The 18,912-nt window shown below is 65.0% G+C and carries 18 protein-coding genes; 14 read left to right on the plus strand and 4 right to left on the minus strand.

What is annotated here, in order from left to right; all coding sequences use genetic code 11:
* Positions 1-128 precede the first annotated feature (128 nt).
* The 5 genes from QX010_RS23075 to QX010_RS23095 all read left to right on the plus strand — a co-directional run bounded on the left by QX010_RS23075 (position 129) and on the right by QX010_RS23095 (position 6,261).
* A complete protein-coding gene (locus QX010_RS23075) occupies positions 129-1,007 on the plus strand; it encodes an SDR family oxidoreductase (protein ID WP_316182076.1) in 879 nt (292 codons plus the stop codon).
* Positions 1,008-1,125: 118 nt separating this feature from the next.
* Positions 1,126-2,079 (plus strand): dihydrodipicolinate synthase family protein, encoded by a 954-nt coding sequence (locus QX010_RS23080; protein ID WP_316182077.1) that lies wholly within the window; start codon positions 1,126-1,128, stop codon positions 2,077-2,079.
* A gap of 2 nt (positions 2,080-2,081) precedes the next feature.
* The gene (locus QX010_RS23085) at positions 2,082-2,885 is read left to right on the plus strand and encodes an NUDIX hydrolase (RefSeq protein ID WP_316182079.1); all 804 of its coding nucleotides are present in this window, start codon (positions 2,082-2,084) and stop codon (positions 2,883-2,885) included.
* Positions 2,886-2,998: 113 nt separating this feature from the next.
* A complete protein-coding gene (locus QX010_RS23090) occupies positions 2,999-5,680 on the plus strand; it encodes a PAS domain-containing protein (RefSeq protein WP_316182081.1) in 2,682 nt (893 codons plus the stop codon).
* A 125-nt stretch (positions 5,681-5,805) separates the two neighbouring features.
* Positions 5,806-6,261: a hypothetical protein gene (locus QX010_RS23095; protein ID WP_410051979.1), complete on the plus strand. Its 456-nt coding sequence runs from the start codon at positions 5,806-5,808 to the stop codon at positions 6,259-6,261.
* A 16-nt stretch (positions 6,262-6,277) separates the two neighbouring features.
* Here the strand turns inward: QX010_RS23095 and QX010_RS23100 are convergent, their stop codons facing one another.
* The gene (locus QX010_RS23100; protein ID WP_316182082.1) at positions 6,278-6,661 is read right to left on the minus strand and encodes a VOC family protein; all 384 of its coding nucleotides are present in this window, start codon (positions 6,659-6,661) and stop codon (positions 6,278-6,280) included.
* Between the two features lie 222 nt (positions 6,662-6,883).
* Here QX010_RS23100 and QX010_RS23105 point away from each other — a divergent pair, with 222 nt between their 5' ends.
* The 4 genes from QX010_RS23105 (at position 6,884) to QX010_RS23120 (ending at position 9,297) form a co-directional block, all read left to right on the plus strand.
* The gene (locus QX010_RS23105; protein ID WP_316182084.1) at positions 6,884-7,594 is read left to right on the plus strand and encodes a hypothetical protein; all 711 of its coding nucleotides are present in this window, start codon (positions 6,884-6,886) and stop codon (positions 7,592-7,594) included.
* Positions 7,595-7,708: 114 nt separating this feature from the next.
* A complete protein-coding gene (locus QX010_RS23110; protein ID WP_315804851.1) occupies positions 7,709-8,173 on the plus strand; it encodes a hypothetical protein in 465 nt (154 codons plus the stop codon).
* A 194-nt stretch (positions 8,174-8,367) separates the two neighbouring features.
* Positions 8,368-8,781 (plus strand): DUF3775 domain-containing protein, encoded by a 414-nt coding sequence (locus QX010_RS23115; protein WP_315804852.1) that lies wholly within the window; start codon positions 8,368-8,370, stop codon positions 8,779-8,781.
* 69 nt (positions 8,782-8,850) lie between these two features.
* Positions 8,851-9,297: a host attachment protein gene (locus QX010_RS23120; RefSeq protein ID WP_315804853.1), complete on the plus strand. Its 447-nt coding sequence runs from the start codon at positions 8,851-8,853 to the stop codon at positions 9,295-9,297.
* Positions 9,298-9,364: 67 nt separating this feature from the next.
* Here the strand turns inward: QX010_RS23120 and QX010_RS23125 are convergent, their stop codons facing one another.
* The 3 genes from QX010_RS23125 to QX010_RS23135 all read right to left on the minus strand — a co-directional run bounded on the left by QX010_RS23125 (position 9,365) and on the right by QX010_RS23135 (position 11,897).
* Entirely contained in the window at positions 9,365-9,559 is a 195-nt protein-coding gene (locus QX010_RS23125) for a hypothetical protein (protein WP_316182086.1), read from the minus strand.
* 163 nt (positions 9,560-9,722) lie between these two features.
* Positions 9,723-9,905 carry a hypothetical protein gene (locus QX010_RS23130; RefSeq protein ID WP_315804960.1) on the minus strand — a complete coding sequence of 61 codons (183 nt, stop codon included), beginning with the start codon at positions 9,903-9,905 and terminating at the stop codon, positions 9,723-9,725.
* 804 nt (positions 9,906-10,709) lie between these two features.
* Positions 10,710-11,897: an acyltransferase gene (locus QX010_RS23135; RefSeq protein ID WP_316182088.1), complete on the minus strand. Its 1,188-nt coding sequence runs from the start codon at positions 11,895-11,897 to the stop codon at positions 10,710-10,712.
* 94 nt (positions 11,898-11,991) lie between these two features.
* On the opposite strand from QX010_RS23135, the gene QX010_RS23140 reads away from it, so the two are divergent.
* The 5 genes from QX010_RS23140 to QX010_RS23160 all read left to right on the plus strand — a co-directional run bounded on the left by QX010_RS23140 (position 11,992) and on the right by QX010_RS23160 (position 18,910).
* Complete coding sequence (locus QX010_RS23140; protein WP_316182090.1) at positions 11,992-12,324, plus strand: hypothetical protein; 333 nt, start codon at positions 11,992-11,994, stop codon at positions 12,322-12,324.
* Positions 12,325-12,490: 166 nt separating this feature from the next.
* The gene (locus QX010_RS23145) at positions 12,491-12,886 is read left to right on the plus strand and encodes a hypothetical protein (protein ID WP_315804857.1); all 396 of its coding nucleotides are present in this window, start codon (positions 12,491-12,493) and stop codon (positions 12,884-12,886) included.
* Positions 12,887-13,108: 222 nt separating this feature from the next.
* Positions 13,109-13,861 carry a hypothetical protein gene (locus QX010_RS23150; RefSeq protein WP_316182092.1) on the plus strand — a complete coding sequence of 251 codons (753 nt, stop codon included), beginning with the start codon at positions 13,109-13,111 and terminating at the stop codon, positions 13,859-13,861.
* 7 nt (positions 13,862-13,868) lie between these two features.
* Positions 13,869-17,498, plus strand: coding sequence for a hypothetical protein (locus tag QX010_RS23155; RefSeq protein WP_316182093.1), 3,630 nt, complete (start codon positions 13,869-13,871; stop codon positions 17,496-17,498).
* Positions 17,495-18,910, plus strand: a complete 1,416-nt coding sequence (locus QX010_RS23160; protein ID WP_316182095.1) for a hypothetical protein — start codon at positions 17,495-17,497, stop codon at positions 18,908-18,910. The genes QX010_RS23155 and QX010_RS23160 overlap by 4 nt, the downstream gene beginning before the upstream one ends.
* Positions 18,911-18,912 lie beyond the last annotated feature (2 nt).

An 18,912-nucleotide genomic window follows, 5' to 3' on the forward strand; every position in this document is an offset into this window, starting at 1 on the left:
ATTTGGCGATGCTCAAGACCGCAGAAGAATCCACGCCATGCACCATGTCCAGTCTGTCTGAACCGGACAGCCGTGGGTCAAGCCCGGCCATGACGGAGAAAGCAAGAACATAAGCGGAGGACGCACCCATGGGACTGCTCGACGGCAAGGTGGCGCTGATCACCGGCGCAGGTGGCGGCCTCGGCGAGGCCTACGCCAAACTGTTCGCGCGCGAGGGCGCGGCGGTGGTGGTCAACGACCTTGGCGGGCCGCGCGACGGCTCCGGCTCCGACCTGTCGATGGCCGAGCAGGTGGTGGCCGCGATCAAGGCCGAGGGCGGCCACGCCGTCGCCAACGCCGCCGACATCTCCACCATGGCCGGCGGGCAGTCTGTGTTCGACGACGCCATCCGGCATTTCGGCCGCGCCGACATCCTGGTCAACAATGCCGGCATCCTGCGCGACCAGACCTTTGCCAAGTCGAGCGAAGCGGATTGGGACAAGGTGATCCAGGTGCACCTCAAAGGCACCTTCTGCTGTACCCTGCCGGTGTTCCGCTGGATGCGCGACAATGGCGGCGGCGTCATCGTCAACACCTCATCGACCTCGGGCCTGATCGGCAATTTCGGCCAGTCCAACTACGGCGCGGCCAAGGGCGGTATCTGGGGCCTGTCCAACGTGCTGGCAATCGAGGGCCGCAAGTACAACATCCGGGTGTGGACCCTGGCGCCGGGCGCGCTGACCCGCATGACCGCGGACCTGCCGCGCTACAAGGAGAACCCGGGCGCGGCGCTGACGCCCGAGGGCATTGCGCCGGCCGTGCTCTACATGGTCAGCAGTCTCTCGGGGGATCAGACCGGCAAGGTGCTCGGCGTCTCCGGCCCACGCGGCGTGCGCGAGTTGCGCATGATGGAAATGGACGGATGGAAACCGCCGTCTTCGGCCTGGAAGGCCGAGGACATCGCCGCCCATGCAGGGGAGATATTCTTTTCGGAGGCCGAGATAGCCAAGTCCGCACGGCGGTTTTGATGTATTCAGGTCGTCATTCCGGAGCGCTCGCGACGGCGAGCGAACCCGGAATCTCGAGATTCCGGGTCTCGTCCTGCGGACGATCCCGGAATGACGCCAGAGAGATTGGAGACAGATGATGAAGCTCACCGCCGCCGCCAAGGGCACCTTCGCGATCGCGCCGACCCCGTTCCATGATGACGGCCGCATCGACGACGCCTCGATCGACCGGCTGGTCGATTTTTATGCCGCGGCCGGCTGCGACGGCATCACTGTGCTCGGCATCATGGGCGAGGCGCCGAAGCTGGACGCGGCGGAATCCGAGCAGGTTGCGGTGCGCTTTGCCAAGCGCGCCAAGAACCTGCAGATCATCGTCGGTGTCTCCGCGCCGGGGTTCGCGACGATGCGCGCGCTGGCGCGCGCCTCGATGGATGCCGGCGCTGCCGGCGTGATGATCGCGCCGCCGCCGACCCTGCGCACCGACGATCAGATCACGGGCTATTTCAAGCAGGCCCAGGAGGCGATCGGCGAGGACATTCCGTGGGTGCTGCAGGACTATCCGCTGACGCTGAACGTGCAGTTCACGCCGGCGGTGATCCGCAGGATCGTCATGGACAGTCCGTCCTGCGTGATGCTCAAGCATGAGGACTGGCCGGGCCTGGAGAAGATCTCGGCGCTGCGCGGCTTCCAGAAGGACGGCTCGCTGCGGCCGCTGTCGATCCTGTGCGGCAATGGCGGCCTGTTCCTGGACTTCGAGATGGAGCGCGGCGCCGACGGCGCGATGACCGGCTACGCCTTCCCGGAAATGCTGGTCGACGTCGTCAAGCTCTCGCAGGCTGGCAAGCGCGATGCCGCGCACGACCTGTTCGACGCGCATCTGCCGCTGGTCCGCTACGAGCAGCAGCCCGGCGCCGGCCTTGCCGTGCGCAAATACGTGCTGCAGAAGCGCGGCGCGATCGCCTCCAGCGCACAGCGCAAGCCGGGCTCGGCGATCACGGCGGCCGCCAAGGCCGAGGTCGACTATCTGCTGTCGCGTGTCGCCCGCACCGACGCCCGCGCCAATCTGCAACCCCGAGCCACCGCCGCGGAGTGACCATGGCTGACGCTGCCGCCGTCCGTCCCGCCTCGACCGTGCTGCTGCTGCGCGACAGCGCAGCCGCACGTGAGATCGAGGTATTCATGATGGTGCGCCACCATCAGATCGAGTTCAACTCGGGCGCCCTGGTGTTTCCAGGCGGCAGCGTCGACAAGGGCGATCAGGAGATCGCCGGCAGGCCGGAGCTCTATGCCGGCGACGATGGCCTGGACGCCGAGGCGCTCGGCTTCCGCATCGCCGGGGTGCGCGAGACCTTCGAGGAGAGCGGCATCCTGCTGGCGCGAGCGCGCGGCGCGCGCACGCTGATCGAGGCCGCGGCCGCCCGCGAGATCGAGGCTGCGCATCGCCTGGCGTTGTGCGAGGGCAAGACCAGCTTTCTCGAGGTTATCGAGGCGCACGGCCTGGTGCTGGCGCTCGACACGCTCATCCCTTACGCGCATTGGATCACGCCCGAGGGCATGCCGAAGCGCTTCGACACCTGGTTCTTCCTGGCGGCCGCGCCGCCGGACCAGCTGGGCGCCCATGACGGCCGGGAATCGACCGACTCCGTCTGGGTCTCGCCGCGCGAGGCGCTGGCGGGCGGCGAGGACGGTCGCTTCAAGCTGCCGTTCCCGACCACCCGCAACCTGATCCGTCTGGGCAAACAGCCGGCCGTGGCCGGGGCATTGGCGGCGGCGCGCGACATGGAGATCATCACCGTGATGCCGGTGATGACCAGGACCGCCGAGGGCGGCCGTCAGCTGCGCATCCCCCGCGAGGCCGGCTATGATGGGGAGGTGTTCGAGTTCGGTGCGGCCGGTTAGCCGCACAGGCTATTTTTCGTCCGGCGGATGATGCGCAGACGGGAATTGTTCTCTATTTGTTCATTCAGCCGCGCGGCGGCTCGTATATAGTGCGGTTCCGACCATCGGATCCCATGAGTAGATTACCGGACCTCGACACGGCCTGCAGCAGCCTCCGATCGATGACGATCGGGCGGATGATCTTTGGCAGCTTTTTGCTGCTGCTCGCCGTCATCACCGCGACCAGCATGGCGAGCGTGATCGCCATCCGTCACATCGATTCGACCTTTGCCGAATTGCAGCGGCTGCAGGGCGTCGGCGATCTCGCCGAGGAGATCGACCAGCGCATGAACGAGCTGCGGCTCGCGGCGCGTGATTTTGTCACCGATCCCGGTTCGCGTTCCGACCGGGCCATGGAGGCGGCGACCGAGCTCAGCGCGCTCCTGAAGAAGACGCGCCTGCAGCTCGCGCCGGAGCAGCAGGCGACCATCGATGGCGTCGCCCAGCGGCTCGCCAATTACCGCGAGGGCATCGACCGGATCAGTGCGCTGATCGCCCGGCGTGCCGAGCTGCTGTCGGGTTTGCCGGCGGCGCGCGAGGGCTTCGAGGACGCCATCGCCGGCTTGACCGATCGGGGCACGGCGCGGGCCTTGTTCCAGGTGCAGAACCAGGTCGGCGCGGCGCTGCTGGCGCGTGACCCGGCCGGCGCCGAGCAGGCCGCCCGCAGCATGCGCGCGATGCCGATCGAGGACAGCGCGCTTCGTGCGGCCGCCGACCGCTATGCCGAGGCGATCATCGCCATCGCCGGCACCGAGGACGAGATCGCGCGGCTCGACAAGGAGGTGCTGGGCATCGAGGGGCGGCTGATCGGCCGGGTCACCGAGTTGCTGCGCGCCTTGAGTGCGAGCCAGGGCAAGGTGCTGTCGCGCGACTTCGCCCGTACCCTGGCGGAGACGAAATGGCAGAGCATCATCTTCGGCACGGCGGGCGTTCTGATCGGCATCTTCGCTGCGTCTTTCGTGGTCCGGCGCACCGTGCGGCCGCTGGCCTCGATCGCACGCTCGATCAGGGCGCTGGCGGCAGGCGAAAAGGCGGCGTCGATCCCCCAGACCGACGTTCAGAACGAGATCGGCGACATCGCGCGGGCGGCCGAGGTCTTCCGACAGACTTTGCAGGACGCCGACGCGGCGCGCGAGGCGGCGGTCCGCGCGCTGGCCGAGCAGCGGCTGGCCGAGGAGAGCTATCGCAAGCTGTTCGAAGCCTCGATCGACGGCATCTATGTGACCACACCGAGCGGTCTTGTGCTCAATGCCAATCCGGCGCTCGCGCGCATCATGGGCTACGAATCCGCGAGCGAGCTGATCCAGAGCGTCAACGACATCGCGGATACGATCTATGTCCATCCCCTGGCGCGCGAACGCTATCAGCGGCTGATGCGGCGCGACGGCATGGTGCGCGAGTTCGAATACCAGGTGCGCCGGCGCACCGGTGAGGTCCGCTGGCTTTCCGACAGCGCCACGGTGGTGCGGGACGAGAGCGGCGAGGTGGTTCGCTACGAAGGCGTGGTCCGCGACATCACGGATCAGAAGCGCGCCGAGGACGCGATCGCGGAAGGCCGGCGATTGCTGCAGCAGGTCATCGACACGGTGCCGGCGGTGATCAACGTCAAGGATCGCGAGCTGCGCTATGTCCTGATGAACCGCTATATGGCCGGCATCTTCAACGTCGAGCCCGAGGATGCGCTCGGTCGTACCACGGGCGAGCTGATGTCGCGCTACGGCGCGAACAAGACCGACTCGAACGACAAGCGCGTGCTGGCGACGAAGGCGGGCCTCGGGTTCTACGAGGAGGAATACCTCGATTCATGCAACGTCATGCGGCAATGGCTGGTCAACAAGCTACCGCTTCTCGATGCCGACGGCGAGGTCGACAAGATCGTCACGGTGGCGCTCGACATCGGCGAGCGCAAGAAGAGCGAACTGGAGATGCGCAAGGCCAAGGAGGCCGCCGAGACCGCGCTCCGGAACCTGCGCGAGACCCAGGCCTCGCTGATCGAAGCCGAGAAGCTCGCGGCGCTCGGGCGCATGGTCGCCGGTGTTGCTCACGAGGTCAACAACCCCGTCGGCATCAGCCTGACGGTCGCTTCCGCGCTCGAGCGCAAGACCGAGCGCTTCAGCGAGGCGGTCACGCGGGGCGAGCTGCGGCGGTCGAGTCTCACTGAGTTCATCGAGATGAGCCGCAGCGCCGCGGGACAGCTCGTCGCCAATCTCAATCGCGCGGCCGAGCTGATCCAGTCGTTCAAGCAGGTGGCGGCGGACCGCAACTACTCCGATCAACGCAGCTTCGATCTCGCCGATCTCACCGAGCAGGTGGTGATGAGTCTTCGCCCGGGCGTGCGCAGACAGAACCTGACGGTGAATGTGGATTGCCAGCCCGACCTGGTGATGAACAGCTACCCCGGGCCGTACGGGCAGGTCCTGACCAATCTGTTCCTCAATGCGGTCGCGCACGCGTTTCCGGACGGCAGGAGCGGCGTGATCGAAATCAGGGCCCGGGAGTCCGGCCGCGACAATGTCGAGATCATCTTTTCCGACAATGGCTGCGGCATGTCGCTCGACGTTCGCCGCCGCGCCTTCGATCCTTTTTTCACGACGCGCCGCGACCAGGGCGGCACCGGGCTCGGCCTGCACATCGTCTACAGCATCGTGACCAGCCGGCTCGGCGGCCGGCTCGATCTCGACTCCGAGCCGGGCGCCGGCACGCGCGTCCAGATCATTCTGCCGCGGGTCGCGCCGCTGGAGCAGGCGGCCGAATAGGGCGGTCTGCGTAAAACCCCGGATTGACTCTCACGAAGCCGAGATCGAAACGAAATCTGGCCCGGTTGATGCATTTCTATCCGTGCACCCTGGGGTGGTGCAGGAGCCAGATGGACCAGATGGAAATGAGCAGATGGATTGTTTGCCGCGGCCGTGAGCCGCATCGAGCTGATCGCTCCGACATCAGCAGGACGGTCTCGAGGCCGCAGGCGGCCGCGCGATGGAAGCCACCTGTCCAGGTCGGCCGTGCGGCGCTGCTGATCGCACTCGCCGCGCCACCGTCACTGGCGCGCGATCGCGGCCAGTACGCGAACTCGTCGCCGGAGATGAAGGCATGGTTCGACGGCCTGCGCAGCGGCAAGGGCCCGTGCTGTTCGGACGCCGATGGCAGCGCCGTCAGCGATGTCGACTGGGAGAGCAGGGGCGGTCACTACCGCGTCCGCATCGAGGGTGAATGGCTCGACGTTCCCGACGACGCTGTCATCACGGAGCCCAACCGGGTCGGCCGCACGATGGTGTGGCCGATGCGCGGCTATCAGGGCCTCCAGATCCGCTGCTTCATGCCGGGTAGCATGTCGTAGCCGGGCGGGGCGGCGCTCAGGTGTATTTCTTGTCGCGCTCCAGCAGCTCGATGGAAATGCCCTCCGGCCCGCGGATGAAGCAGATGCGAACACCGGGGCGGATCGTGGTCGGCTCGGTCGTGAAGGTGATGCCCTTGGCCTTGAGCTCGGCGGCCGCGGCGTCAATGTCCTTCACGGTGAGGCCGAAATGATCGAGGCCCTGGTGCGGCGTCACAGGCGGCGCGTTGACGCCGTCGTTCGGCTCGACCTTGGCGATGAACACGCTGGCGCCGCCGAGCCTGACGTCGATGCGGCCGGGATTGCGGATGATCTCGCCGCCGAGAATGTCGTGAAGCCAGGTAGCGGTAGCTTCCGGGTCCGGGCTGCGGAGATGGATGTGGTCCCACGTGACATTCAACATCGTCGAGATCTTTCGAAGGAGTGAACCGCCTGCGGCGCGGCGGCGTTTCTTGAGGTGCCGGCAACGGGTCGGATGTTTACCGGCCCGTCACCGGCCGCGCCAGCCCGGCATACTGACCGGTATCCGGGCCTGCCCTCCAATTGTCGGCTTTGCATGCAACCCTATCGATGTTTGCCGATTGAAGCTTCCAGATGCCCCCGCCGGGCAGCCGATGGTGCAGACATGAGCGCGGGTCTCTCTCGTTTGCTGGGGCGCAAGCCCGATGCCACGGCGTCGCTGGCCATGCGCCGAAGCGACGGAGCGTCCATCCCTTTGGGAGCCGCGGTGTCGGGGTTGGCGATCCTCGCGCTGATCATGTTCAGCGTCGTCGGGTGGCTGATCATGTCGGTCGAAGAGGAGGAGGTGGCCGACTCCAGCCTCACGCGGGTCGGATCGGCCTCCCCGAGCAGCGGCTATGAAGGAGATGAAGACGGGACGGAGACGTCGCGTGGGCTCTCATTCGTGGTGCCCAGCCCGGCGGCCAAGTCCAGCGCGCACCCCGATTCGTCCCCGGTGGTCGGCTCCGGCCGGACCGTCATGGACGCCAATGCCAGCCTGTCGCCGACGATACCGCCTGCTTCATCCCCTGCGCTCGACCCGGCCGCTCTGTCCAGCCTGCGGATCAGTTCCCAGTCCTGGCGGCGCGGCGGTCTTGGGTCGAGGGCGCTGGTGACCTTCACGGTACGGAATGCCAACAGTTTCGCAATCAAGGACGTCGAAATCAGCTGCGCCTTCAGCCGGCGGGACGGTAGCCATGTCAGCGACCGCCGACGGATCGTGCCCGGCCAAGTCGGGCCGCGCAGCCGGAAGACCTTCGCGGCGGTCCATGTCGGATTCGTCAACGTTAACGTCAGCGCGGCCAAATGCGCGCTGGTTGCAGCGACGAAAATCTAATTATGTCGCGCTAGTCTCCCACGGTTTTTGAACCCGAGCGTTCGACGCGGGAACATACTGTCATGATCCTCCGTTAGGTGGATGTCGGCGCAGGTGCCGACGGAGCGGTAAATTATGCCCATTCTGCGTTACTTTCTTTTCGTCGGTGGAACTCTGCTGGCGCTGCTGGTCCTGGCGGATGCCGTGCTTCCCAGCGTACCATTGCCTGCAAGCCTGTCGTCTGCGTCGGACCTTCCCCCGGTGCGCATTCAGTCCACCAGAAAGTGGCCGGAGCGGATCGTGATGGACACCTCGATCGCCACGCCGGCTCCGGTGAAGCTCGCGAAGGCGGAGCAGCCTGCGGCAGAAGTGGCCAAGCCCAGTGCCCGCGACGCCTTCGCGCAGATGAGCGCCGTCGAGACCAACCCGCAGGTTGCGGCCGTGAAGTCCGCCGAGAAGCCTCGCGCGACGCGGATTGCCGACACAGGCAAGCCGGCTGCAGAGGCGAAGAAGCGAAGGACCGCAAAAGCTCATCCGGGCAGACCGATGATTCTGGTCGCGCAGCAGCCGCATGTCGGCTCTCTCGATTGGACTTGGTAGTATCGATCGCCCGCGGTCCCTGGTCGATCCAAGCGGTCCCGCTGCAATCGCGCTCCGGGGCTCGCGCGGGGTGCTGCGCCGGTTTTCACGCCGCTACGCTGCCTTGATCTTGCGCAAAGTGCGCTCCTTCCGGAACGCCTAGCGTCTCTGCACGGGACCTGGGGGCGTTTGCCCGGGGACCCAGGAGACGCTGAATGACGACTACCACGCCCACCCTCTCGATCTCGCCGGAGAAGGTCGCCTTCGTCGTAACCAAGATCCACCAGCACGAAATGGAAGCGGCCGAACCCGAATTGCTGGCAGATTTGGCAGATGACGACACGGCGCCCGGTACCGGTGGGCGAGGCCTGAAAACGGACCGGTCGGAGCTCGTCAGCTTCATCAGGGGCCTCAATGTCGACGAACAGATCGATCTGGTCACGCTGATGTGGCTGGGCCGGGGCGACGGCTCGCTGGACAATTGGGATGAGCTTCGTGCGCAGGCCGCTCAGGCGCACAACAATCGCACGGCGACGTATCTGATCGAAACGCCGATGCTCGGCGACTATCTGGAGGAGGCTCTCTCGGAGTTCGGCCTTTCCTTGGAAGATTTCGAAGAAGGCATATAGCTGCGGCGGCTTCTCCCGATGAGCTCGCCGGCACATTCTTCGCTGCAATTCGGATGATGGAGTAATCTCATGGACAAGATGAAGGTCGGAACCGGTGATTGGATCGTCGTGTGCGACGGGCGCAAGGCGCTGATCCTCGAGAACGTCGGTGACAGCATGTTTCCGAACCTGCACACCAAAGAGGTCCGTGAACAGGAGAACGACCGCACGAGCGCTCAGGGCACGGACGCTCCCGGCTCGGTGCAGCCGTCATTTGGCAATGCTCGGAGTTCAGTGGATCAGACGGATTGGCATGATCAGGCTGAGCGTATCTTTCTCAAGCAGCTTGCCGATCGCCTGCATCATGCTGTCATTTCAGGCGAAACCAAAGCCGTCACGATGGTGGCGTCGCCGCGCGCGCTCGGGATCATCCGCGCCGACTATTCCGACGCGGTACGAAAGGCGCTGCATGGCGAGGTCCACAAGGATCTGGTCAAGCTTCCGGTCTACGAAATCGAGAAGCAACTGCTTGCCTGAGCCAGGCTGTCTCATGCCAATGAGTGTCCGGAGACCCCGTTCGCGGTCTCGGTGATCGCGACGAGGATCAATGTGTGCTTTCATGCGACGGTGCCGATTCCGGCGCCGCAGGCACTAGGCTTGCGCCCACATGCGCAGCTCCTTTTTCGACGATCTCGTAGCCGCAATCGTCCAGCCAGGCGATCAGGCGATCGGCCATGGCGTAATCCCAGGTCGGGTAGGAGCGTGCGATGACCTGGCGTGGCGTGAGCTTGCGAGACATTGGTGATCCTTCCCTGATCTCATGGTGCTCGATGAAACGTCGAGCGTTGGTCTCTTGTCATCCTGAACCCCAGGGCGGGATGCACAGTTCCTGCGGCGCCCGAGCGCTGCCGCTCAAGGAGCGCTGATCGTTCACCGCGCCCCGGCGAAAGGCGCTCAATTCATCAAGCGCCGATCACGTGTGGCCGCGCGTCATCGGTCACGAGAGCCGCGGTGCGCTCCGGCTTCTTCTCCACGATCTCGTAACCACAATGATCGAGCCATGCGATCAACCGGTCCGCCATGGCATAGTCCCAACTGGGATAGGATCTGGCAATGACTTCGCGGACTGAAAGCTTTCGTGTCATGATGTCGATCTGTCGCTCCCTGCATTCGCCACGGGCCCGTCCGGCATACATCCGGACGATCCAAGGCTGGCCGGCAGTTCGTGCCGCCGGTTCTTGATGTTGTTTGGCTCGTCCCGCTTCTAAGCGCGCGCCCCAGCGCCTTGCTGGCTCACCACGATCAAACTGGCGTGGAGAGGTGACTTTTCCGCTTCCGGCTCGCCCAGGCTGCGCAATCATCGCCCAACATGGTGAAAACCTTCTCGCTACGATGGTTTCCCATTCCCGTGCACGGATATGGCGCAGTCGTGCGCGTAGTGGGGCTGGAGTGTGGTGGCGGCGCGGTGTTTCGTCACAGGCTGGCGGCGACGATCTCCGACGAAAGCAGCTCGAGCAGGCTGCGACAAACTGAGGAACGGTTTGGCACGTTCATGGTTTCAGCTGGGGCGCAGTCGCATGGGCTCGTCGTCTCAGAGGCAACGGAGCGAAGCGATGAGGCTGATGTTCTCGGTCGTGCTACTGACCGGCCTTGCGGCAGGGGCCGGCCGGATGGACGCCAATGAGTCCTGCGGCCCAGGGTGCCACGTCGCGCCGAATGGCGGCTGCGTCGTGAATGGCTGGGAGGTGGGAGCGCCGGTGTGGAACGAATGCCCCGCGGGCGCTCGGCCAAGACCGCCGTGCGGAACCGCGTTCAAATGGAGCAGACAGGCGAAGGCCTGTGTCAGCAGGTGAATATGCGAGGGCTGATCACCGGCGCGAGAACGTGGGTCGGACCGCCGGCTGTCGCGAGCCGTGCCTTGTATCAGGAGCAAGACGAAGCTCCGGCGCTCAGACCGGCCTCGCATGGATCACGTCGCGTGGTGCGCCGGTGCGGAAGGCTCTCCGTAACCATGCCCGCGACGGTGCCTCGATGAGCATGTAGGTGATCCAGGCCATCGCCGTCGCAATCGCAACGAACAGACCGAGCCGCAGTGCGAGCTCAAGAGCGCCAGGAGCATCTGACTTTCCGATCATCGCAAGCCGAATGAGAAAGGGATGCAGCAGATAGATCGAATAGCTGCATTCGCCACCAATGATCAGGGCTCTGGACGACAGCCAGGGGGCATGGCCGTATCGACTGGCGGCGACGAAGACGATCGAAAATCCCGAGATCTCGATGAGACGTACGGCAAGTTCGATCGCGAATGACCAGCCGGGCAGACGAGGCTGCAGAAACAGCAGCACAGGCGCACAGATGAGGCTCACCAGCGAAAGACAGAACAGGAGCCTCACGCAGCGCCGCTCCCCGTCACCGACGCTGGCATCGGCGCGGTTCCTGTAGATCATGGCGGCAAGGCAGCCGGCCAGGAACTGAGCGATGTGAAGATAGGGAGAGTAGTAGGTGAGCCACTGCATCCCGTTTTGCGTAAGGCTCGGCGCGACGGCCCGCAGCAACGCATCCCCGAAGGTGAAGGCGGCCGCGATCGTCAGCGCGAACGTCACGATGTTCACCAGCGCGATCCAGATGATCGTTTGCAGCCGGACGACGGCTGCAAACAGCAGGCAGACGAATGGAAACAGCAGGTAGAAGAACAGCTCCACGCTGATGGACCAGAGGTGCTGCAGCGATGGCACGACTGCGACCAGCATGGTGCCGTTCTGCACGGGAAACCAGGCTTGCGTCATCGTGAGGATGAAGCCGAGCGACGGGGCCGAAAGACCTCGCGCAATCACGACGTATGCGACGACTGCGAGCGCAATCACGGCGTACATGGGGTAGAGCCGGGCGAAGCGCGCGATGGCAAATTCGCGAAGAGCGCTTCCGAGCGGTTGCGACTGGAAGCGCTCGGCGTAGTTGAGCCACAGGACGAATCCGCTCAGCACGAAGAACATCGTCATTCCGATGCTGCTGATTTGTGCGATGAGCTCCGGCAGCGGGCCTTGCGCCAACGACGGGGCGCCATGGCCGATGGCGACCGTTGCGGCCGCGACGAAGCGCAAGCCGGTCAGCGAGCCGATGAAGCGTTGCTCGTTCACTTTTGGGGATGGTCCTGATGCTTGGGAGGCGCTCCGGCTGTTGTAGAAACAGCAGGGCCTGGAGGCAACCCGACGCACGCCGCCGGAGACGGGATTGCCGCCCGCCGAGCGACGATCAGGCGTCCAGGCCGGAGATGATTCTGCGCCTGATCATTCCGGCGTCTGCCGCTTGCGACGTCCGCCGCGGCGGCATCTCACGTTGCAGTCACGACAACGGATTGAAAAATATGGAAAAATCAACTTTGCCGTCAGCAGCGTCCGACCACCGGTCGAGGCGTTTCCCGGCGCGCGGCATGCGATCGGCGGGGGGGGGAAGGAGCGGGCAACAGGGCTGCTAGAGTTTGAGGAAACCTGGGAAGAGCAGCTCTTGCAGCGGATCGGGCCGGTTGCGAAAAGCCGCCTGGACTCCTCGATCCGCGGGACGTGACGGCCAGGGGCATGGTCGCCCCTGCGTGAGATGCAGAGCCCCCGTCCGGACTGGTGCAGGGGCCGGATTGCAAATGGACTCGCAAACCGACCACAGCTAGTTATTTGTTACCCTCTAGCGGGTCATTTTGCACGACGCTGAGCGCCTGAAGAGAACGGGAGTCGCCTTGCTCGCTGCGCCATCTCAGCTCACCGATCAAACCGTCAACACCCAGCTGACGACGAATTGCAATGCGCAGGTGGCTGCAACGTTCGACACGAATGACAGCACCTGGGTGACCTTCTTTTTCAACGGTACGATCCCGTGCTGGAGAGCGCTGGTGTCGATTGGCGAAGTGGAGGTCGAGCTGACCGAGGACATTGCCATTGCAGGCATCGTCCTGCGCAAGGGACTGACCGTGACCATGCACCCGATGGGTCGCTACTACACGGTCACGATGAGCGGGGAGATTGTCGATTCCGGAAAGGAGAGCAGCTTTACCGGATTCGTGCTCGGCTCGTTCATCCGGTCCGCAGCGATGAAGCGTGCAATGCAGATGCTCCGGAAACAAGTCAGCCGCTGAGCGGCGCCCGGCTTCGCCTGAAATGTAAACACCAGAATGTGACCGGGCGTGAGGGGAAGACTGTGATCTGGCCCGATTGACCACCGCGGCGAACCCTGTTACACGCCACAACCTCTGATAGATTTCAATCATTGGTAGCTTAGTTGATTTTCCATTCGTTTCAGCCGCGCCGGCGGTTGCGTACTGCGGGTTTCAATCTGTGTTTTAGAAAAGGAGATAGCCATGGCTCATCATGAAGGCCTTCGTTTTTCGGCTCCCGCCGTTGTCACCACCCCCACAAGCCCCAACACCGAGGTCGTCGCGACGCCGACGGGCGATCAAAACAACACGACGCAGCTCGTGTTCGAGTATCAGGGGCGCATTCCGGTCTGGACGCCGGTTGTCTCGCAGGCGCAACCTCAGGTCGTTTTGGCCGCTGACATCACGATCGGCGCAACGACTTGGCGCAAGGGCATTACGATCCAGTATGCGGCGCTGGGATCGACCCAGTACACCGTGACCATCATCTCGGGCGAGATCGTGGACGATCGTGGGCTCTACCTGCTCCAGGGCGTGACGCTCGGCATCTTCCCGATCGGTTTGGATGTCAAGGCAGCGCCGCCCGCGACTACGCGGACCGAAGAGTATCCGCGCGCCGCCTTCACGGCGCTGCCGACGGTGAATACGCCGACCAGTCCGAACAGCAACGTGGTGACGACGCCAAGCGGCGACACCAACAATACGACCTACGTTTCGTTCCAGTACCAGGGCCGCATCCCGGTCTGGACGCCGATCGTCTCGCAGTCCCAGATCACCGCGGTTCTCGCCGCGGATATCACGATCGGCGCGACGACGTGGAAGGCGGGCATCACGGTGCAATATGCTGCGCTGGGCTCGGCGCAATATACGGTGACCATCATCAAGGGCGATATCATCGACGATCGCGCTCTCTATTCACTGGCGGGCACCTTGCTCGGCATTTTCCCGATCGGGTGATACGAGCATGGACGCGTCCGCGTCAGCGCAGTTCGAGCAGGTCGACTCCGCTGCGATTTACGAGACCAGGGTTGCCGGCTCGGTTGGCTGGGCCGGCTACCTTCTCGGCACGGGCTCGTCGCTGCCACCGTTCATCAACTACGATGACTCGCTGAAGAAGTACGGTGGCAGCTATATTTTCGCGACGCAGCGGCCCGCCGATCTTGATCGTGATCCCGGCGGGTTCGCCGAGCGTGTGCGGACCTATATCAGCAAGGCGACGCGCAACCGCGCCGTCGTCTGGCTGGCCTCGGCCAATCCGGTCAGGTTTGGCGACTTCGAGAGTTACGGCATCTCCTTCATCAACCTGCCGCCGGTCTACCAGGTCTCGGGCAACCTGAACCTCTGGTTCGCCCGCAACGCCAAATTCTACATTCTCGATCAGACCCGGATCGAGATCGATGGTGGGGCGCTGCGCCTGTCGGGCTCGGCGCTGAGCTCGCCTCCGTTCGTCGGCTTCTCGGGCAAGGGCGACAACCCGCTCGGCATTCGGCTTGCGCGGACCTCCAACAATCGCATCTACGCCTACGTGCCGTTCGGCGGTGCCAACACCGGTTGTGTCACCTTTGATGGGCTGCTCGATTCGAAGCAGGCGTTCGTCAGCCAGGGCTTGGGGCAGGGCGTCTGCTACGTCATCAACAACAACGCGACGACGTCGCCGCAAGCTGCGCAATATGCCGCCATGACGGTGGCGGCGTTGCCGTCGCAGCTTTCGATCGCAGGCGCCTTCGACCTCGGCGATCCGGCCAACCGCGCGATCGGCCGAGAGCAGCTCGAGCAGGGCTATCTGCGTTCGGGTTTCGCCATCAAGGGGGCGCCGGCGCTGACCAGCGAATTCCGTACGACCGGCGGGCGTGTCGTGCAACTGACGCCGCTCGGGGCTGGCAGCACGGATACGGCGCCGGCGCTCGGGGCAGGGGGCTTCGCCTTTGCGACCAGCGCCGCCAAGACGGCCGCGGTCGAGACAGGCACGACCTATCTGAGCCTGGCCGGCCACTACGCGCTCGGCGCCGATGGCAGCTCGGCGGGGCAGCTTGCGAAGCTGATGGGCGGACTGTTCGGATCGGAAGCGCTAAGCTTCAAGGCGTACGACGTCAGCCTGCCTGCAACCCAGAACGATCGTCTCAACGCCATTCCCTCGAAGCCGGGCTACGCGCCGGTGTTTCCATTCGAGACGGCGGACCTCAACCGTCCCACGAGCGGTGCCGTCGCGGCGCGCCTGACGGACGAGCATCAGACCTCCTGGGTGACCATCGTCTCCGGAGGCGGCGTCGTCGACTATCTCGCAGAGCCCGAAGGCAGCGCGATCTACGCTGCGGCTGAGGCCGGCGCCGGCGCCGAGGACGTCGCGATCCTGCAATCGGCGCCGCCATTCATGCCGCTTGCCCAGGGCAGCGACAAGACGTTTCCGCTGGTGCCTTATGGAGCTGCTGCGAGCAGCGGCCTCGATGGCGCTACGCTCGTCCAGTTCGAAAGCCAGATCGTGGCCGCGACCCGTAAGTCGCTGATCTCGAGCTATGGCAGCAAGACGTGGTCGGCGCGCGTGCAGGCGGCGCGGGCTCACGCGCTGCGCGGCACGCTGCCGGACGGCCCGAGCACCGATGGGACGACGCCGCAGGGCTTCATCATCGCGGGCGATCCGACGACGGGTGCCTATCTGAAGGTCAGCATGGCGCAGTCGATCGACCGCGACGGCAACACCCTGCCATTCGCGCTATCTGCTCCGACCCAGGCGATGCAGGACGCCTTGCAGACCAACCAGCTCTTTCTCGTCGCCGTCAATCCGGAGCCGTTCGGCACCGGCGCGCAGTTCGCCAACACCGTCAACATCGCGGGCTGGACCATGACCGCGGCGGTCGGCGCCGGCGCGTCGGCGACCGCCTACCGCAACGTTGTCATCATGAAGTTCTGCTCCGGTTCGTTGTTGGAGCGGGTCACGAATGCCAATCGCTGGACGTCGGCGGAGCAGTTCTCGCTGTTGCCCGGCACGCCGCCGGTCACCGCCGCGCTGTCCTACACCGGCCTGTCGCAATGGCTGCAGGACTACATCGCGGAAGCCGTCGTGCGTTCGAAGGGAGCGTCCGGCCCATTCTACGAGAATTTCGCGCGCATCGCGCAGGATCCGAACTGGACCGGCGTCATCGTGCTCGCGGCCGATCTCGGCCAGCGCGACATGCCGCCGGAGATTGCGGGGCTTGCCGCCGGCATCGACTTCACCCGCTTCAACGCCCATCATTTCGGCTTCACCGTCAGCCGCGTCACGGTCGATGGCCGGAGCGGCCGGATCACGATGCCCCCGGGCAATTCGAGCCTGTTCGGCCTGATCGACTACGAAGATCCGCGCTATGCAATGAACATCTCCAACGGCGTTGCGCCTGACGTGCCGGTGGCGGTGCAGATGAGCGGTGAGTTCGACTTCACCGTGCTGCAGTTGCAGTCGTTGTTCGAGAACGCCAGGCTGACGCGGTTCGACAGCCACGTCCAGCTCTCGGTCGCGGCGCTGTTCGGCGCGCCGGTCTCGCGGCTGTACTCGCGCCGCACGCCGCAGCCCTTCACGGGAATCGTGCTCAAGGGCAGCTATGTCGACCAGGGCGGCCGCGGCGCCTATGTCTTCGAGCAGAACACGACCAACGTGCTGACCAGCCCGTCGAACGTGCTACCGGCCGTTGCCTTCGACCGCGTGCAGTTCAACACGATTGGCACCCAGGACCAGGGCGCCACGGTGGCCAGCAACTTCCTGGTCTGGGGACAGTTCGATTTCACGGCGCTTGAGAGCACCATCGGAGAGACGCTCGACCTGCTGTCGTTCGGCAGCCCGCCCGACACGCCGGAGGAAGCGCTCGGCGTCGGGCTTGCCTTCTCCGGCCTCGTGATCGGCATGACCTATCCGCAGGCGACGCCCGGAGCCAAGCGGTTCCAGGTCGCGACCGGCAACCTGGCCTGGAATCTCAACGGCTCGAGGATGCGCGACACCAGCCTGTTCCGCGGCTTCGCACTGCAGCTCAAGAGCTTCGTCAACGCGACCGGCGATCAGAAGCCGTCGGATCTCGGCTTCCTGCCGGTGACCTCGCAGCTCAACCTGACCGAGCTGGAGGGACCCTGGTTCGGCGTCGTCTACGACATCACGCTGGGCGGCCCGGGAGCGCTCGCCTCCGGCGTCGGCTTCCAGTCGCAACTGCTTGCGGCATGGTCGCCGGTCACCACCGGCTCGGACGCGCAGCATGCGGTCTTCATCGGCATGAGCCTGCCGGGCGCGGCGCCCGGCGCCAGCCTGTTCAGCATCCAGGGCGTCATCAAGGTTGCGGTCGGCGCGATCTCGATCCTGCGCCAGCCGGTACCGACCGCATCGGGACGCAAGCTGCCGGAAGACGGACCGAAGTGGTTCTACTGCCTGCGGATCGACGATATCGCGATCAAGATCTTCGGCATCGCCAAGTTGCCGCCGTCCGCCAACATCCAATTCTTCCTGTTCGGCGATCCCGACAACACCGGCAGCCTCGGCTGGTATGCCGCCTACGTCGCCGACGACAATCCGGGCTGCGAGCAGTCGCTCGCATTCGCCGCAAACAAGCCCGAGCTGCAGGAGCCGCCATCATGACGCGGATCCTGTTCTGGAACATCGAGAACTTCTCGATCAACAAGATCTTTTCCGCCTCGATCAAGCGGCAGCGCGGGCATGGCGGCCTCAACGACATGCAGAGCGCGATCCAGCGCCGCGCGGTGATCAATGCCGTGCTGACGGCCACCCAGCCGGACATCATCGTCATCATCGAGGTGAGCTCCGGCGACAATGCGCCCAACGCGCTGGCGAGCCAGACCGGCGGCATCAATGCGCTCGCCATGGTGCAGTTCGGGCTCAACAACCCCGCCACCATGGTGGCGGGCGGATGGAACGCCGTGCCGCCGCTCTACACCGGGGTGGGCGGGCGCGCCGAAACGGTCGGTATTCTCTATCGCCGCACCAACACTGCGGGCACCCTCAACCGCTACTTCACCGGGCCCAACATCTGGACCGGCGGGCATGGCGGCATGTCGGTGCCGCCGGGCGGCGGCGTCGCCACGCCGTACAACGGCATGCTGGTGCCTCTCGGTGCCGTCAACGTCAACGGAATGCTGGTCCCCCCGGGGCTTGGTGGCGTCCGGCAGATTCCTGCGGCCGCTCAGCACAATGGCGGGCTCAACGAGGACGTCGTGGCCGCGCGCATCGCCTTCACGACCACGCTCGGCGCGCCCGTTGCCTTCGCCGGGTTGCGCGAGCCGTTCATGGCGACGTTCACTGAGGCCGACAATCTCGGCAACGTCCAGCGCGACCTCACCATCTTCGGCATCCATTCGCCGCCGAACAACCCCGCGGCGGCGAACTACATCACCACGATGTCGACGATCAACGACGTCGTCGGCGCCCTGGGTGTGAACGAGACGCGGGTGATCGGCGGCGACTTCAACGTCAATCTGTTCGCCGTCAACGGGACGGCCTCGGGTCTCTACAATCCGCTCACCGGCGGGCCCGGTGCCTACACGCTGCTTCTCAGTCCGACGGCCGTGGGCGTTCCCGTCAATCTGGACCAGTACAAGGGCTATTTCTCCACCCATATCCGCGGCAAGGACAAGACGGCGGCGTCCAAATTCCTCTGGTCCAACGGCGGCGGGCCGGGACAGAGCTTTTATCCCGGCTACGGCTATGTCGGCTCGAACTTCGTCGCCGCGCCGTTCTACTCGATCGACAACGTCCTGGTCTGGCCGCACAACGGCATGCACAACTATCAGACCACGATCATGAACACGGTGACCGGCACGCCGATGAACGGGGTCATGGCGCCGCCGGACAATCCTCCCCTCGGCACCGTCGCGTTGGCCAACCAGTTCACCGCGGCGCCGATGGGGTGGCCGGGCGCGCCGACGGCGGCGAACTATCCCGGGATCGGCGGCGCCGGAAATCTGACCGGCTGGAGCAACTACGGGCGCGTCCGCAACACCAGCGATCATTTCGGCGTCTTTGCCGACATCTGAAG

The sequence above is a fragment of the Bradyrhizobium sp. SZCCHNRI1009 genome (assembly GCF_032487575.1).
Lineage (GTDB): Bacteria > Pseudomonadota > Alphaproteobacteria > Rhizobiales > Xanthobacteraceae > Bradyrhizobium.

Coding starts and splice junctions, on each gene's coding strand:
- QX010_RS23125 (WP_316182086.1), bottom strand. CDS start 9,559: ATGTCTCGCAAGCTCACGCCACGCCAGGTCATCGCACGCTCCTACCCG.
- QX010_RS23115 (WP_315804852.1), top strand. CDS start 8,368: ATGACGACTACCACGCCCACCCTCTCGATCTCGCCGGAGAAGGTCGCC.
- QX010_RS23160 (WP_316182095.1), top strand. CDS start 17,495: ATGACGCGGATCCTGTTCTGGAACATCGAGAACTTCTCGATCAACAAG.
- QX010_RS23155 (WP_316182093.1), top strand. CDS start 13,869: ATGGACGCGTCCGCGTCAGCGCAGTTCGAGCAGGTCGACTCCGCTGCG.
- QX010_RS23085 (WP_316182079.1), top strand. CDS start 2,082: ATGGCTGACGCTGCCGCCGTCCGTCCCGCCTCGACCGTGCTGCTGCTG.
- QX010_RS23075 (WP_316182076.1), top strand. CDS start 129: ATGGGACTGCTCGACGGCAAGGTGGCGCTGATCACCGGCGCAGGTGGC.
- QX010_RS23130 (WP_315804960.1), bottom strand. CDS start 9,905: ATGACACGAAAGCTTTCAGTCCGCGAAGTCATTGCCAGATCCTATCCC.
- QX010_RS23110 (WP_315804851.1), top strand. CDS start 7,709: ATGCCCATTCTGCGTTACTTTCTTTTCGTCGGTGGAACTCTGCTGGCG.
- QX010_RS23120 (WP_315804853.1), top strand. CDS start 8,851: ATGGACAAGATGAAGGTCGGAACCGGTGATTGGATCGTCGTGTGCGAC.
- QX010_RS23100 (WP_316182082.1), bottom strand. CDS start 6,661: ATGTTGAATGTCACGTGGGACCACATCCATCTCCGCAGCCCGGACCCG.
- QX010_RS23105 (WP_316182084.1), top strand. CDS start 6,884: ATGAGCGCGGGTCTCTCTCGTTTGCTGGGGCGCAAGCCCGATGCCACG.
- QX010_RS23080 (WP_316182077.1), top strand. CDS start 1,126: ATGAAGCTCACCGCCGCCGCCAAGGGCACCTTCGCGATCGCGCCGACC.
- QX010_RS23095 (WP_410051979.1), top strand. CDS start 5,806: ATGAGCAGATGGATTGTTTGCCGCGGCCGTGAGCCGCATCGAGCTGAT.
- QX010_RS23090 (WP_316182081.1), top strand. CDS start 2,999: ATGAGTAGATTACCGGACCTCGACACGGCCTGCAGCAGCCTCCGATCG.
- QX010_RS23150 (WP_316182092.1), top strand. CDS start 13,109: ATGGCTCATCATGAAGGCCTTCGTTTTTCGGCTCCCGCCGTTGTCACC.